Annotated in this window: 8 protein-coding genes; 2 read left to right on the top strand and 6 right to left on the bottom strand. The window is 70.1% G+C overall.

Annotation, left to right across the window (positions count from 1 at the left end; translation table 11 throughout):
* Positions 1-66: 66 nt before the first annotated feature.
* On the bottom strand, positions 67-3069 hold the full coding sequence (locus DB033_RS06585) for a helix-turn-helix transcriptional regulator (protein ID WP_170315484.1): 3003 nt from the start codon (positions 3067-3069) through the stop codon (positions 67-69).
* 631 nt (positions 3070-3700) lie between these two features.
* Here DB033_RS06585 and DB033_RS20600 point away from each other — a divergent pair.
* A complete protein-coding gene (locus DB033_RS20600; RefSeq protein ID WP_170315483.1) occupies positions 3701-5479 on the top strand; it encodes a carbohydrate-binding domain-containing protein in 1779 nt (592 codons plus the stop codon).
* An 89-nt stretch (positions 5480-5568) separates the two neighbouring features.
* Here DB033_RS20600 and DB033_RS06565 read toward each other — a convergent pair whose 3' ends face one another.
* From DB033_RS06565 to DB033_RS06545, 5 genes are all read right to left on the bottom strand, one after another.
* Positions 5569-6567: a glycoside hydrolase family 26 protein gene (locus DB033_RS06565; RefSeq protein WP_157970549.1), complete on the bottom strand. Its 999-nt coding sequence runs from the start codon at positions 6565-6567 to the stop codon at positions 5569-5571.
* Positions 6568-6577: 10 nt separating this feature from the next.
* Positions 6578-8140, bottom strand: coding sequence for an ArnT family glycosyltransferase (locus DB033_RS06560; RefSeq protein ID WP_111765977.1), 1563 nt, complete (start codon positions 8138-8140; stop codon positions 6578-6580).
* Positions 8137-9738 (bottom strand): glycosyltransferase family 2 protein, encoded by a 1602-nt coding sequence (locus DB033_RS06555; RefSeq protein WP_111765976.1) that lies wholly within the window; start codon positions 9736-9738, stop codon positions 8137-8139. Before DB033_RS06555 ends, DB033_RS06560 begins: the two co-directional genes overlap by 4 nt.
* A gap of 60 nt (positions 9739-9798) precedes the next feature.
* Positions 9799-12819, bottom strand: a complete 3021-nt coding sequence (locus DB033_RS06550; RefSeq protein WP_111765975.1) for a galactose oxidase-like domain-containing protein — start codon at positions 12817-12819, stop codon at positions 9799-9801.
* Between the two features lie 101 nt (positions 12820-12920).
* On the bottom strand, positions 12921-13385 hold the full coding sequence (locus tag DB033_RS06545; protein ID WP_111765974.1) for a GtrA family protein: 465 nt from the start codon (positions 13383-13385) through the stop codon (positions 12921-12923).
* 1560 nt (positions 13386-14945) lie between these two features.
* Here DB033_RS06545 and DB033_RS06540 point away from each other — a divergent pair.
* Positions 14946-15950, top strand: coding sequence for a GGDEF domain-containing protein (locus DB033_RS06540; RefSeq protein WP_157970548.1), 1005 nt, complete (start codon positions 14946-14948; stop codon positions 15948-15950).
* Positions 15951-15972: the final 22 nt, after the last annotated feature.

Genomic DNA, 15972 nt, shown 5'->3' with positions numbered 1-15972 from the left:
GATGCTGCACAGTCGGCCGGCACTCCACCATCCGCCGCCCTACGTATGCGGTCCACCTCACCGACATCACGGAGTGGAGGGTTGCGCTGCGTCCACCGCCCATCGCACGAGGGCGGTCCGCGACGTCACCCCGGTCTTGCTGTAGACGTGCTGCAGATGGGTGGTCACCGTGCGGGGGCTGATGAACAGACGCCGCCCGACCTCGGCGTTGGACAGGCCCTGGGCGACCAGTCCGACCACGTCCCACTCCCGCTCGGACAGCGACGAGGCCGGTCCCCTGGTCCGCCCGTTGCCGATCCGGTGACCGAGGGTCGACAGGAACTGCCGGGTCTCGTCGGCCAACGGTCGCGCCTGGTACGTGGCGAAGACCGATGCCGACGCGAGGGCCCGGGTGGCCGCGTCCTCGGGACGTCCGACCGCCGCCAGCGCGCGGGCCTCGTCCAGGCCGGACCGCGCGGCCTGGTAGGGCATGTGCAGGCCTTCGAGCTCCTGTCGTGACGCGGTGAGCAGCGCGACCGCCCGCTGCGGTTCGCCGTCCACCAGTGCGACGCGGCCCGACAGCCACGACGACACCGCCGTCGGCCACGGGCCCGGCCCGATCGACGCGAGATCCCTCGCCACCTCCCGTGCGCGGTCGACGTCGCCCAGGTCGAGAAGACCCTGCACCCAGGCAACGAACGTCATCGCCGGCAGGAGCCCGCGGATGGCGGCTGCCTGCTGCGCGGCGGCAACCGCCGCCGCCGCCCGGCCCTGGGCGAGATCCACCAGGGCCCGGGCCTGGTACATCACCCCGACGACGTGCTGGTCCCGTCCGGCCCCGGACCCGAGCGTCTCCGTCGCTTCGGCCAGGAGTGACTCGGCGTCCGGTACCCGGCCCTGCTGGACGGCGATGACGGCGAGATAACCCATGATCGGGACCACGACCCGCGGCGAACCGATACGCAGCCCGAACTCGATGGTCGAGCGGGCCGATCGATCGGCGCTCACCCAGTCGTCGGTGACGAAGGCCCGCAGGGCTCCGGAGGTGAGCGGGCTCGCCACGAACTCCCGACGGTCGTCCGGGCGGCCGGCACTCCGGGGCAGCGCGACCCGGTCCGCGGTGGCGAGGTCGCCCCGGCCCAGCGCGCTCACGAAGAGCTGCCGGCGGGCGTGCCCGGCGGCCACGGTGTCGCCGGCCTCGGTCGCCGACGACAAGGCCTGCCGGGCGTGGTCTTCCGCCGCGAGCAGATCGCCCTCGCGGCAGGCGATGTCGTACCGCAGCAGGTACAGCGACGGTTCGGCCCCGGAGCCGGGGTGACGGGCGCAGAAACCCTCCAGTGCGGTCGACAGGGTGACCAGTTGCGGCAGGGAGTCGTGGCGTCCGGCGATCCAGACGCGCAACCCCCACAGCGTGGCCTCGGCCCGCAGCGTCGCCTCCGCGTCCACCGCCGCAGCGGTGACGACGCCGTCGGCTCGTCGGCGTGACCGCTGGAGGGCCTCGCTCGCCGCGTCCAGCATCGAGCGGGCCTGCGCCGGGTCGCCCTGATCGCAGACGACCATGCTCATCTCGCCCCGGAGGCGGGCTTCTGCGACCCCGTCGCCCGCGACGGCCCGCAGGCGGACGGCCTCGTGCCAGGACGTCAGGGCTGCCGGGATCTGTCCCACCCGCGACCGGGCCCGGCCCAGGTGCTCCAGGATCTCCGGGAGTTTCGACGGCCGGAGCCGCCGAGCCAGCTGCTCGGCGCCGGACCACATCTCCAGGGAGCTCTGCTGGGCCGAGACCCGGTCCGCGAGCGTCGCCGCCGCCGTCATCCAGTCCAGCGCCGAGCCGGCGGGCCATTCGTGGCCGGCGAGCCGGACGTGGTGCGCGATCAGTCCCAGCCGGTCGCCGGGGACGGCGCGGTCGGTGTCGGGACCGGTGACCGCGCCATCCAGCAGGGCCCGTGCCACCTCGCGATGCATCCGCCGACGGACGCCGGGCGGAATGGAGCGGTAGCAGACCTCGGCCAGCAACGGGTGCGACACCCGCAGTGGTCCCGTGCGGTCGCCGGCGGTCAACCAGCCGAGGTCGGTCAGCTCGGCCCAGTCGGCTTGCAGGTGCTGCTCGGCCAGGTGTCCGGCCACGGCGACGGCCGATTCGCCGGCGACGACGACCCAGTTCAACGCCGTCCGCGCGCTCTCCGACAGCGTCCTCAGACGGCCCGCCATCAGCTCGTCGATCGTCCGGCTGGACCCGGTAGGGATCTCGCCGACGACGACCCAGTGCCCGCCCCGCTGGGCCAGTGCGCCGTTCCCGATCGACGTGGTCAGCACTTCACGGACGAACAGCGGTGTGTCGACGCCGGCGGCGGTGAGCGCATCGAGCAGTTCCGCCGGCGCCGGCCCGTCCAGCACCGCGGTGCAGATCCGACTCACCTCGTCGGGTTCCAACGCGGGCAGCACGATCTCGTCGACGGTGCCCGACCGCCGGGCGTGGTCGAGCATCTCCGACAGGTGTTCCGGGTGCCGGCCGTCGTCGGTGCGGACGCAGACGATCAGCAGCACCGGCTCCGCCGATATGCCCCGGGTCAGGTGCATCAGGAGGTCGACGGAGGCGCGGTCGGCCCACTGGACATCGTCGAGGACCATCACCAACGGCTGCGCCACCGACAGCCGCCGCACCAGCACGAGCACCGACTCCAGCAGGCGCAGCCTCTCCAGGCCCGGGTCGGCGATCGGCGGCAACCGGTCCCCGGGCAGCTCGACGAACAACCGCGCGAGGTCCGGCAGGCCGCCGGTGAGTCTCCGGCGTTCAGCGGCGTCCGCCGCCGCCAGCGCGGGTCCGAGCAGGTGCAGGAACACGGCGAACGTCACGTCCTCGTGCATCTGCGCCGCGGTGCCCGTCAACACCCGGAAGCCCCGCGCCTGCGCCGCTTCCGACGTCTCGGTCGCCAGTCTGGACTTGCCGGCGCCGACATCGCCGGCGATGACGACGGTGGTGCCGCGGGAGGTGGACGCCTGGTCGATCGCCGCCCCCAGACGGATCCGCTGCACCCGGCGGGTGCCGGGACCGCGGCCGCCATCGGCTCGGCGCACACGCGCGGCTGCCATTCGATCCCTCCCGCTCTCGCACCGTCGGCCACGCCGGGTCGGTGTACCGCACCTGGTACCGGGGGCGGCCCGCCCCATGATCACCCACGTCGCCGGAGGGTGTGACATCCGCCCGTGCTGTTCCCGACCGAGGGACCGGACCTCGTGGTCACGTCACCCGATACCCGGCGGACGGTCCAGCGCCGAGGCGACCACCTCGGGGTCGCGGGACCCGGTTGCTGGATGTGGCAGCCGAGGAGCGCCGTCCCGGCCGGACAGCGCACCGGCGGCACCGGGTATCGGCATTCGCGTGTCCGCGGCAGTTCCTCCGGTGGCGGTCGAGACCCATCCGGGGGGAGGACCGGACCGCTCGGGGTCCAGCTGTCCCCAGGTCCGTCCCGACCGGGAGGTGATCTCTGCTGCGGTGATCTCGCGTCGTCCTCCGACGCACCCAGCCGGACCTTGGCACAGCGAGGACGCCGAGCTGACCGTGTCGAAAACCGAGGCCGACGACTCGGCGTCGAGCATGTCGGCTCCGTGCACGCCAGCGCAGAGTGTCGGCCACCTTGTCAGGACGAGGTCACTCTGCGTACCGGTAGAAACAACCGCACGGGGCATATCACGCAACGTTACTAATCGTTACGTTCGGTGTATGAACGTACGTCGAGTCGTCGCAGCCGTCGCGGCCGCTGCCGTCCTTCCGGTCCTCGGCGTCTTCGCCGCGCCCCCGTCGGCTTCCGCGGACGCCGTGACAGTGGAAGCGGAGTCCTTCGCGTTGCCTGCGGGATCAGGCGCCGTGTCCCCGGAGCCGGGCGCCTCGGCGGGCCGGGCGTTGCTGATGTGGGCCAACGCCACCGCCACCGGTGCGATCTCCACGACCGGTACCGCCGAGCGTCTCGTCCTGCGGGTTCGCGGTGACCAGTGTCAGGGCGCACCGACGATGACCGTTGCGGTCGACGGCATCACCATCGGCACCCGCCCTGTGGGTGCAGCCGAATGGTCCGACCACACGTTCAGCGGCAGATGGCCGGCGGGCCGGCATGCGGTCGCCGTGACCTTCGACAACGACCTGACGGCGGCAGGTTGCGACCGAAACCTGCTGCTCGACACAGCGTCGTTCGTCCTCGCCGCCGCACCGGCGGCGACCGCCACCCAGGCCGAGTCGATGTCATACCCGGCGGGCACCGGCATGGTCTACCCCGACGGGGCGGCAGTGGGGGGCCGATCTGTTCTGCTGTGGTCCGGCGCCTCACTGAACGGGTCACTCTCAGCGGACGCCACCTCGACCGGAGTGACGGTCCGGGCCCGCGGAGACCAGTGTCAGGGGGCTCCGGTCATGGAACTCCTCGTCGACGGCCGATCGGTGGCGAAGGTTCCGGTCACCGCCACCGTCTGGACGGACTACACGCTGCCGGGGACCTTCACTGCGGGAAGGCACAGCGTCGCGGTCAGGTTCACCAACGACTTCCACGTACAGGTCCTCGGCTCGGCGACGACGGCCCCCATCACGTGCGACCGCAACCTGCGCGTGGACCAGGTCGCGTTCCGGACCTCGAGCACTCCCAGTCCTCCCTTCGATCGCAGCTTCGGCCTGTCCCACGACGACGGTCCCAACCGTGGCCTGGACAACGCCCTCGCCACCGCCCGGACCCTCGGTCAGAAACTCGACGAGTTCAACATCTTCATGGCCTGGCACTACCGGGATGGCTTCCCGCTCGACATCGTCACGGCAACGGCCAGAGCGGGCGCACTGCCGTCGATCACCTGGGAGCCGTGGGACCCGGCCGCCGGCGCCACCCAGCCCACCTACCGGTTGCAGAACATCATCGACGGGCGCTTCGACAGCTACATCGACAGCTGGGCCCGGGGGGCTGCGGCCTTCGGCGGTCCGTTGAAGATGCGGTTCGCGCACGAGATGAACGCCGGCTGGTACCCCTGGGGAGCGGCCGCGAACGGCAACTCCGGGGCCGCCTACGTTGCCGCGTACCGCCACGTGCACGACCGTTTCGTCGCCGCCGGCGCGACCAACGTGCAGTGGTCCTGGAGCGTCAACATCGTGCAGGGCATGCCCGTCGCCCTGCAGAGCGTCTACCCGGGTGCGGCCTACGTCGACTCCATCGGCGTCGACGGCTACAACGGCGGGACCGACAACCCGGGGATGGGCGGCTGGAAGTCGCCGTCCTCGGTGTTCGGCGAGACCCTCGCGCAGCTCGCCGTCGTCGCCCCCGGCAAGCCGGTCTACATCGCCGAGACCGCCAGTGCGGTGGGCGGCGGGGACAAGGCCGCCTGGACCGCGCAGCTGTTCGACTACCTGCGGACGACCCAGGTCACCGGCGTCGACTGGTTCGACATCGGCGGGTACCCCGACTGGCGGATCACCAGCTCGACCGGCGTCGTCGACGCCGCCCGGAGGGCACTGACCGGCTGGTGAACGACCCGCGTCCGGTGCTCCGTGCCCCGCGGCAACCGACCCCATCCTCGCGGGTCGGCTGCGGCGGGCCGGTGCGCGGCCGGCCGCCGTCAGCGCATCCGCTGCGGTGCCCGCGGGAGCTGGGCCCGGTGCACCGCGACCGCGGCGGCGTCGCCGGTCAGGAGGAACGCGTCGGTGCTGAACCAGCAGACCACCGCCATCTGCGGGAACCGCCGGGATCCGTAGACCGATGCGTAGAAGTCGGCGGCCCCGACGTCCTGCCCGTCGAGTCCGGTCTCGCCCACCCAGAACGACCGACCAGGGCCGAGGGCCACCACGCGGTCGTAGACGTCGCCCACGATGCTGTCGAAGGTCGGCCCGGCCGACCAGTTGTAGGCGTCGGCACCGATGTGGTCCACATGGTCGGCCCCCGGCCACAGGGCCTCGAGCGTGGTGGAGGACGCATCGGTGTTGTTGACGCACCACAGGAAACGGATGTTGGACGCGCCTGCTCGGCGCGCCACCTCCACCAGGTGTCGCCATCCGGCGATCCACTGGTCGGGCCCGTCGACGAAACCCCGCCCGGACGCCGGCGCCCAGTCGTACCAATCCCCGTTGGACTCATGGAACGGCCGGAGCACCACATCGCCGGGGAACGAGGCCGCGGCGTTCACGAAGTCCCAGATGTACTGGTCGTGCCTGCCGTCGACGAGGTCTGCGAAGGAGACGCCGTGCGCCTCCCAGGCCACGAGGATGTCGTAGCCCCCACGCGCGGCGACCTTCGCCGCCTCCGCCGCCGGCCACGGGGATCCGAACGCGATGAACCATGAGCACACCGACAACCGGGTACCGCCGAGCGCGTCCTCCAATGCGAAGTGCGCATCCACGGGGAAGGGTTCGTTGTCCGCGTACGCGCCGAACCGACAGCGGGTGACCAGATCTGGCAGCGGCACCGGCGTCCGTTCACGGGAGAGGATCTGACCGACCGCGACTGCGGCCCCGCCGACGAGCACCTGTCGTCGCGACAGCGTCGTCTCCGGCCCCAGCGGCGTGCTGCCACCGGGCGCGGCGTGACGTCCGATGTTGTCCGCGCGGACGTCCAGGCTCACCGTGGGCAGGTTACTGGAATCTCTGCCAGATCCGGTAGACGTCGACCTTGTCCTTGCTGATCAGAGGCACCGTGTCGGTCAGGGTGTAGCCGAAACCGGCGAGCAGTGGCTCGAGCTCCTGGCTGGCACCGGTGGACCCGTTGAAGTAGACGACCTGCCAGTAGCCGTCGGAGAGGCCGGCTCGTGCGGCGTCCAGCCCACGGAGGGCCGGGCCTTCCGCGGGCTCGTAGTACAGCGCCTGAACCGGGTCGGTGGTGGCCCACTGCCAATACTCCGTCGAAGCGTTGAAGGCGTATCGCACCGGTTCGAACGGTTCTCCGAGCGTCCGGATGTACGGAGCCGCCCGGAACTTGTACTCGAGAGTGTCGGTCAGAGCTCTCGTGTTGGACCAGCCGTCGTAGATTCGGGCACTGGTGGCCGCACCGGAGATGAGCAGCGTGACCACGGCACCCAGCATCACGAACTTCCGCCAGGGCTGAGCCGTGCGCATGGCCAGCACCCCGATGAGAGGTGCCGCGAAGACCAGCCCGAAGTCGATGTGTTTCTCGATCGACACCGCCTCGCCGATCAGAGCCTGATAGGCGACCGGCGCGACGGCCGCGGCCAGCAGCACGACGGCCAGACCGTAACGGCGGAACCGGACGATCGCCACCACCGCACCGACGAACGCCAACACGAACCACGGACCGGCGAACCCCGCCGCTCGGACCACGATCCCCCAGGGAGAGTCCGGGAGCACGATCGAGGTGCCGCTACGGCCGGAGGTGGTGCTGCGGAAGCCGGCGTAGTCCTCGGCCCCGACGGTGGCGACGAACAGGGCCAGCAGGCCCGCCGTGGTGGCCAGGGCGACGAGGGCGACGTTCTTGGCGTGCAGCCGCCGCGCGGTCCCGCGCCAGGTGACGGACAGAAAAGTGACAGCGAGAACAACGGGTACGAACATCAACGCGGCGTATTTGGTCATCACCGCCAGGGCCAGCATCGCGCCGACCAGCGGCGCCCACCGCAGAGAACGGTTCTGGGCTGACCGGACGCCCAGCGCACACGCGCCGGCCAACAGCGCGAGTGCCATCGCATCGAAGGTGGCGAACCGGCCGAGGTGGTGGGTGGGACCGGCGAGCGCGAACGCCAGCGCAGCGGCCAGACCTGCCCGGTGGCCCCAGAAGCGATGGGTGAAGCAGTAGATCGAGAAGGTGGCCGACAGCATGCACACAACGCTGAGCGCCCGCACCGTCTCCAGTCCGCCGGCGCTGTCCAACAGTGCCGCCAGGGCCGGGTAGACAGACGGCGATCCCGAGAAGTACTGGCTCGGGTTGTCGTACAACACGGCGCCGTCGAACCAGTGCTGGAACATCCGGTGCCCGGTCCAGATGTACAGGGCCTCGTCCCGGTAGGCACTGTTGCTCAGGCGCAGCGACATCCCCAGCTGGATCAGCAGGACCACCGTCAGCGGCACCCGCCGGATCCAGCGCTGGGCTGCGGACCGCTTCTCCGGGGGCAGGAAACTGCCGACCGCGAGCTGCCAGGTCGGCGTCGGCGGGGTGGTGGCGTCGGGCGCGGACAGCGTGGTCGTCAAGCGGACACCTCGATCACGGACGGCCGCCGGGTGAACAGCCGACGACGGCGGGGAGCGGACTCCTGTGCCGTACAGGCCGCCACGACGGGCACGAAGATGTACAGGTTGACACCGAAGAAGACCAACGCGGCCCACCAGTCCGACAGGGGGTACCCGCTCCAGAGCCGGTACACCAGCCCGATACTCGCGGCGGCCATGGTGATGGACAGGTACCAGACGATCATCCGCTTCACCCGGGTCGCTACCGGCGTCGGCGCGGAGCCGCCCCCGGTCGGAACCCACTCCTGGGTCTGCCCGAAGAAGACGTCCCAGATCGAGGCGGCGTGGGCGAATCCGTAGATGACCTGCACCCGCAGGGTCTCGAGCCGCCACCGTCCTTTCATCACCACCGGGTACACCCCGAGCCAGAGCACCAACAATCCGACCAGCGGCAGGAAGTTGCCTGCCTTGACGTACTCCGGGAACAGCCACACCATCAGCAGCGTGGGGATCGGTGCCAGGAACACGTTCATCGCCGTCGTCAGGTAGTAGCTGAATCCCGACCAGTACGACAGCCGTTGCGGGCGCGACAGTGCGGACACGTGAAAATCACTCCCGGCGGCCATCGCCATGGAACCCTCGCACCAGCGGTACTGCTGGGTGATGAAACTGTTCACACTGTCCGGGCTCAGTCCCTGCGAGAGGTTGAGCGGCACGTACTGCAGCCGAAAGCCCTTCTCCTCCATCGCCATCCCGGTGAACACGTCCTCGGAATGAGCGATCCGCGGGAACCCTCCGATGGCGTCCAGCGCCCGCCGGCGGTAGACCGCGCTGGTGCCACAACAGATGGCGGCACGCACCGCGTCCCGGCTCGGCTGGATGAAGCGGTAGAACATCTCCTGCGTCGCTCCCGCCCCGCGGGTCAGCCAGCTGAGGTGCTTGCCGGTCGAGAACAGTTGCGGCGTCTGGACGATCCCGATCGAGTGGTCGGAGAAGTAGGGGACGACCTCCGTCAGCAGATCCGCACGCGGCACGAAGTCGGCGTCCAGGATGAGGATCAGCGACCCCGTGCTGCGCTCGAAGGCGTACTGCAGATTGCCGGCCTTCTTGAACTCGCTGCCCGGGCGGGCGAGATAGCGCACCCCGTAGCTCTCCGCGAGCTCACGGACCTCAGGACTCGCCTTATCGTCCAGGACCCAGGTCGTGAGTTCGCCCTGCCACTCCAACTGCGAGATCCAGTGCAGCGTGTTCGCCAGCAGCTCGGGAGACTCACCGCAGGTCGGCAGGTACACGTCCACCGACGGGAACTCCTCGGGGTCGTAGGTCTCCACCAGGAAACGGTGGTCGGGCAGCGTCACCCGCCGCGGATACGTCGAGGTACGCAGTCCCAGCAACGTCTCGGCGGCGTACAGCGCCAACGGAGCCAGGAAGATCAAGGTCCAGTACCGCATCGTGGCGAACCCGTAGAGGCTGACGGCGATGCCCAGGAACGCCACCGCATGGGCCCAGAAGAACCAGCGGTGCTGCGAACCCTTGATGTACTGGTGCTTCTCGGCGTCGGTGGGGGGTACCGCATACAGCGGCGGGGGCGGTACGAGATCGGCCTTGGTCAGCGTCACGAGAGGCTCCGGTTCGGTGTCGGCGAGGGCGTGTGGTCGGGGGCGACGGTGACGGCGGTGTCAGTCACCGCGACCGCAGGCCGTGCCGTCCTGGTTCGCATCAAGGCGTTGGGGATCGACCCCCGGGGTGCTGAGTGCGATGCCGTCCGGCAGGATCGCTCGGACCTCGTCACAGGTCCAATCCATCGCCATCCCCCCCATCCGGGCCGACGACGGCGAAACCTGCGGGAGGCAGCTGCCGTCATCCCCGTAGCCGACGACGCATCCGCCGGTTCGAGCCGATTCGGTCACGGCTTCCGCCGCGGCCGCCGCTCCCTGTTCCGGGGTGACCTTGGCCATCGGTACCTGTGTCGCCTGCTCGTGGACGCCCGACGCGATCTGCACCTGGTCCGCGGTCGGCGTGATCGGCACCAGATACGGTCGGCGTACCGCGATCTCGAGCGCCTTGTCCGACGCTCGACCGGAGGGGGCAGAGGTGGCAGAGGCAGCCGCGGCCGACGGCGTCGCCGCCGTCGGATGACCGGCGTGGCCGTGCGCCGGGAGATCGGACCGGCCCGACGGTGTGCTTCCCGGGACGGCGCTCCACACATTCGTCAGCGAGGTCAGGGCGGCGGTTGCGCCGTCCCACCCGGTGAACCTGGTGGCGGGGGTGTCGATCCCGGCGGCCAGGTCACGAGTCACGGCGCCCGGCCTGATCGTGATCCACCTGGCGACCGACGGCACTCCGCTGGCGTCGAGAACGGTGAGCATGTAGGGCCCCGGGGGCAGCAGGTCCGGGTTCGCCGGGACGGTCAGGGTGCGGGTCGCCCCGGTGCCGGTCATCGGCAGATCGACCAGGCGTGCATTGCTGTCCATCTGGTGTGTGACCGAGCCGGGCGAGGTCAGTGAGGCACTGACCGCAGTGCCGGTGACACCGACGGAGACCGTCGAGCCGTAGGTGGCGAACGAGGGCGCGGCGGTCAGGGTCGGCCGGGTTCCCTTGAACAGGTACGGCGGCTCGTAGACGGAGATCCGCGACTCGAAACTGCCGTCGATGGGGTTGGAACCCATCACCATCACCCGGCCGTCGGGCATCAGCACCGCCGTCGAATGGTAGTTGCGTCCGACCGGGTCGGCCGGCGTGTTCGTCGTCCAGGTGTTGGCCGCCGGTCGGTAGATCGCCGCGGCGGCGATGTCGCCCGTGCGGTTCCCGGTGGCGCCGTTGCTGGCCAGCACCGTCCGGTCGAAAAGGGTAGTCAGATTGACGTACTGACGTCCGGGCCCGGGCATCGCGGGAGCCGCTCGGAAGGCGGGGGCGGCGACGTCCAGGTCGATGACAGCAGCTGAGTTGGTCGGTGCGGCACCCACGTCGATGTGACCGCCACCGGCGATGAGGAACCTCTGGTCCTGGGCCGGCGGCAGCAGCACCGATCCGGCGTGATCCCGCAGATCCTTGTCGGTCAGGCCCGGGACGTCGCCCACGGTGCCGGTCGCGATGTCGTAGATCGACGCCCCGGTGCCGCTTCGTTGATCGCCGAAGGTGTGACCACCGGTGTAGAACAACCGCCCGTCGGCCATCAGGAACATGTGGGGGTACTCGCCCCAGTACTGCCAGCTCTGGGTCATCTCGCCGTACGCGAGCCAACGCTGTTCGGCTGTCCGGAAGATCTCGGTCTTCACCGAGACACTGTTGAACGTCTCTCCGAGACCGCCGGCCATCCAGACGTCACCGTTGCCCAGCTTGGTGAGCGTCGGGTACCAGTGACCGTCCTGCGCATCGTTGGTGCGGGTGAATGCGTTGGTCGCCGGGTCGAAGATGTAGCTGCTGCGCAGCCCGGTGAAGGTCTCGGCCCCGTCCACCCCCGGGAAGTCCTTGGTCCCGCCCTGGATCAGGACCCGCCCGTCCGGCAACGTCACGTGGCCGGAGCAGAACATGTCTTCGGGGGTCGGGACGGGGGTGGTCACACCGGTGGCCGGGTTCCAGACCGAGGTGGTGAACGAGCCGGCAGCGAAATTGTTCGCGTCGTTGCCGGACCCGGCGATGAGCAGCAGCCTGCCGTCACGCAACAGCGTGGTGTGGATGGCGCGACCCGGCAGTGTCACGGCGGACACCGACCACCGTCCGGTGACGTCGAGGCCGGCCTGCGTCGCCGGTGCGGCGGTCAACGAATATCCCGCCGTGGACAGGGTTCCGTTGCCGAGAGCGGCCACGCCGAAGCTGACCCTCGTCGTACCCGCCGGGAGTCCGGTGAGCGTGTAGGTCTGCTGCGTCCACGCCGCTGCGGCGGGAAGGGTGGCCAGCGTCTGCCAGAAGGTCCAGCCGCCGGCCGCGTCCTGGGTGAAGACCACCACCGCATTGGCCGCAACGGTGGAGCGGTAGAAGAGGCCGACGGTGTAGTTGCCGGTGGCCGTCACAGTCGCCGCGCACCCCGGATCGGCGGACTGCATGATCTTGGCGTCGCCGGACGCGTGGTCGGCCACGGTCAGTGAGTACGAGCGACCGCTGACACCGGCGGGTACGTCAGCGCTCAACGCGCCCTGGCGACGGCTCGTGCCCCAGCTGCCGTCGAAGAAGCAACCAGGGAAGTTCGGTCCGGCGGCGAGATCGCCGTTGCCGACCAGGTTGCCGGCGGCTGCGAAGGAGAAGACGGCGGTCGCGTCGTAGGTGTTGTCGTAGTACTCGACGGTCAGGAGATGATTCCCCGCGGTGACCGCGACGGCCGCACGGTAGGTCGTGGTGCCCTGGTCCTTCCAGCCGTCGAGCACCACGGCGCCGTCCAGGCTGACCCGGATGCCGTCATCGGCGGAAGCAGTGAGGTTCCACGTGCCTGCGGTGAACGCCACCGTCCTGGACCAGCGGGCCGAGAACCCGTCGGCCGGCACTCCTGCGCCCGGTGAGGTCGCCCCCCAGTTGAAGTTGATCGCCGCATCGCAGCGTGAGAGCGAGGCCGGACCCGTCAACGTGCGGTTGGGGAAGTAGTCGGCGCTCCACGCCGAACCCGGGCACACCGGACCGGCCGACGCCGCCATGGTCGGGGCGAACGAGCCCACCACGACGGTGGTCAGCACCATCAGGAGGGTCAACCAACGGGGTCGGCGCATGTCTTCTCTCGATCGGTCGACCGGGCGATCGCCCGGGGAACAGTTGCTGCTGTCGGTGGAGGACGACGTCCCGCACCGTCGGAACGGTCAGAGCCGCAACGTCACGGAGCTGTGGACGTCGGTGTGCATCGCACGGCTGTGGCAGGGTCCGTCGGAGGCTCGGCCACAGCGGTGTCCGGCGGACCCCCGAGGGCCTCGTCGACGGGGCGGTAGACGACCCGGCTGACGAACACGAAGCGCAGGCCGAAGGCGAGCACCAACGTGATCAACTGCGCCACGGTCTCCGGCACGCCGAGACCCGACACGGCGAGCACCAGGAACGGAACCCGTGCGGCGAACTCGGCGTTGTTGTACGCCAGGTTCTTAATGGCGCGGTGCCACCATCGCGAGGCGTCGCGGCGGTCACGGAAGACGAACCGCTCGTAGAGCAGCCAGTTCCATGCGATCGAGACTTCGGTGGCGACGAGGCCGGCCGCCAGATAGTGCAGGTCCGCAGCGACGAGCCCGGCCATGACGCCGAGATTGACCACCACCCCTGACGCGCCGACGAGCATGAACCGGATCAAGCGAGCTGACCGGGCGAGAACGGCCGCGGTCGAACCGAGGACAGCACGCAACACCGAACCGATCGAGCCGACAGCACCTGACCACCGCCTGCGGGCTTCGCCGGCAGTCTCGCCCCCGGGACCGGACGTCCGCGCTGCGACGTCGTTCGTCAGGCGCGACGACGGGACGGCGCCTGTCACCGCGAGCCGTTCCCGGGCACGTCGAACACTGCTTGCGTCATGGTGGCAGAGCTCCGTGGGTCGACGTGGCGGATCCGGTACTGCGGTACGCCCCCGCGTCCCCAGTAACCGGAGTAGTTGTTCCACCGAGCCTCGTCGCTCGAATGATCACGAAAGTAGACATTCCACCCGCTGCACCGCAACCGTCCGTGTTCTGGTTGGTGCATACGGGCTACGACGCATCAGATGCCGCACTCTGAACGTCGTAAACGCCGGCGGGCACCGTGGTGCCACCCGGACGACACAGCCCGCGCTCCGTGTTCGGAGTCGCGGACCGTGACACGAATGCTCAGGAGGCGGGGCCCTCAGAACCGGCCGGCTCGACGCACGCTCGTCACACCTCTGTCACAGGGCCATCACCGGACCCGCTGTGGCGGCCACAGCGTCCGTCACCGGGTGACCGCGGTGTCACGGAACCGGCTACGACCACGTCGGCAACGTGACATCGAGTGAGTGCTGTGGTGAGCGGCGCGGCAGCTGTCCTGCACGAACGCGTACGACATCCGGATGACGAAAGCCCCCGGAGGGCCAACGGGCGGTCGCCCGGGCCGCGGGCACCCACAGTCCGGCGTGCCTGGTCAGTCACCCGATAGCGCCACGCAGACGTGCGTCGCACCACCGGAAGGAAGCCCCGCACACGCCGAGACACGGCTCAGACCTGGTGCCGAGGCGCCATTCTCGCGTCGGAAGTCGTGCAGATCACAGCTGCGATCGCCATGGGGCTCCGTGTGGGAGCCGCGTCGGCGCCACGGCCAGATCGGCGCCGCCCGAGATCAGGACGACTTCGCCGCCTCCCGGTCGTGGTGCCGAACCACCGAGCAGGGGCGCCTCGACACCTCGAGCGCACGAGACGACCGCTCCCGCCGGCGCGCCCCCATCACCCCCGGGCCGCCTTCGCGTTGCCTCGGTCGAGAGCGCTTCAGCAGGCAGTACATCGTGACCACTCCAGCGGGTCATCCTCGTCCACCGGTGCGGGTCCTTCACCCGCTGTGGTGGTGGAGGCAGGAGTGGCCATGCGACCTGTCGCGCCGCCGTGCGTGCCGACTCCGCATATCTGGTCGGCCCGCCGCGCCGGCGGACCCATCACGGCCACCTGACGCCGGCAGCGACATGACCGAGCTCCGACAGCGCACCGGTCGCATCGTCGCCCGCACGCGCCGTGCGGTGACGGACCACGCGAGCTGGACGTTCACGCAGCGGTCTGTCACCGAAGGACGGTCAGGAGTGGGGTCCGCATGAGCGACGCGACCACCGCAGTAGGGTGGCGCACGACCGGCTGCATCCAGCCGGCCAGGCCGGCTGCCGCGGCGGCCTGCGTTCCTCGCCGAGGGAAGGCCCGGGGTGGCAGAACCTGAGGTGCCCGGTATCGCCGCCGGGAGACACGGACCGGCGAGCACCTTCGATGCCGCCTGTGAGCTGGTGGTGGCCCATCTGTCCCGGGCGGTACCGATGGGGTTGTGGGCTGTCACCCGGGTCGCCGACGACCGACAGACGATGCTCGCGGTCGATTCGCCGGGCTACCCCTCGGTGGAAGTCGGAGTGGAGTTGCCGTTCCGTACGTCGCTGTGTTCACAGATGGCGAACGGGCAGGCGCCCGCCGTGGCTCCGGACATCGCAGTCGAGGATTCTTACACCGCTGCAGCGGGGTGTGCCGAGCATCTGGGTTTCCAGGTCGGCGCCTACGCCGGAGCGAGGATCCTCGGGCCCTCAGGGACGCTGTTCGGGACACTGTGCGGTTACAACCCCACCGCCACCCCTGGTTTGTCGGAGGCGACGCAACCGCTGCTGTCGGTGTTCGCGGGACTGCTGTCGGTGGTGCTCACTGCGGACCTGGCGTTGACGGAGAGGAACCGGGAAGCCGAACGAGCCTGGAGCTTCGCCGAGTCGGACGAGTTGACGGGCCTGCTCAACCGTCGCGGCTGGGGCCGTCTCCTCGCGCTCGAGGACGCGCGGTTCCGCCGGTTCGGCGATCCTGCCACCGTGATCGTGATCGACGTCGACGACTTCAAGACGGTGAATGACACCCATGGCCATCACGTCGGCGACCGCATGTTGCAGGCAGTGGCTCACCAGCTCCGCAGGACCGCCCGAGCAACCGACATCGTCGCCCGGCTGGGCGGTGACGAATTCGGGATCATCGCCGTCGGCGCCGGCCGGGCCGAGGCGGCGACGTTGGTGCGGCGACTCCAGCATGCGCTGATCGACACCGGTCTGCAGATCTCGACGGGATCCGCGCCGCACACCGCCGGCGGCGGGCTGACCACCGCCTGGGAACAGGCCGACGCCGCGATGTACGCCGCCCGGCGCCGTCGCCGCGACGGTGGTGACCGGGCAGCCCAGGTCTGACACACGGGTCGCCGCGGTGGTG

The organism is Nakamurella deserti (genome assembly GCF_003260015.1).
Taxonomy (GTDB): domain Bacteria; phylum Actinomycetota; class Actinomycetes; order Mycobacteriales; family Nakamurellaceae; genus Nakamurella; species Nakamurella deserti.
The sequence above is the reverse complement of the archived record's forward strand: the minus strand, read 5'-3'. Positions and strand labels throughout refer to the sequence as shown.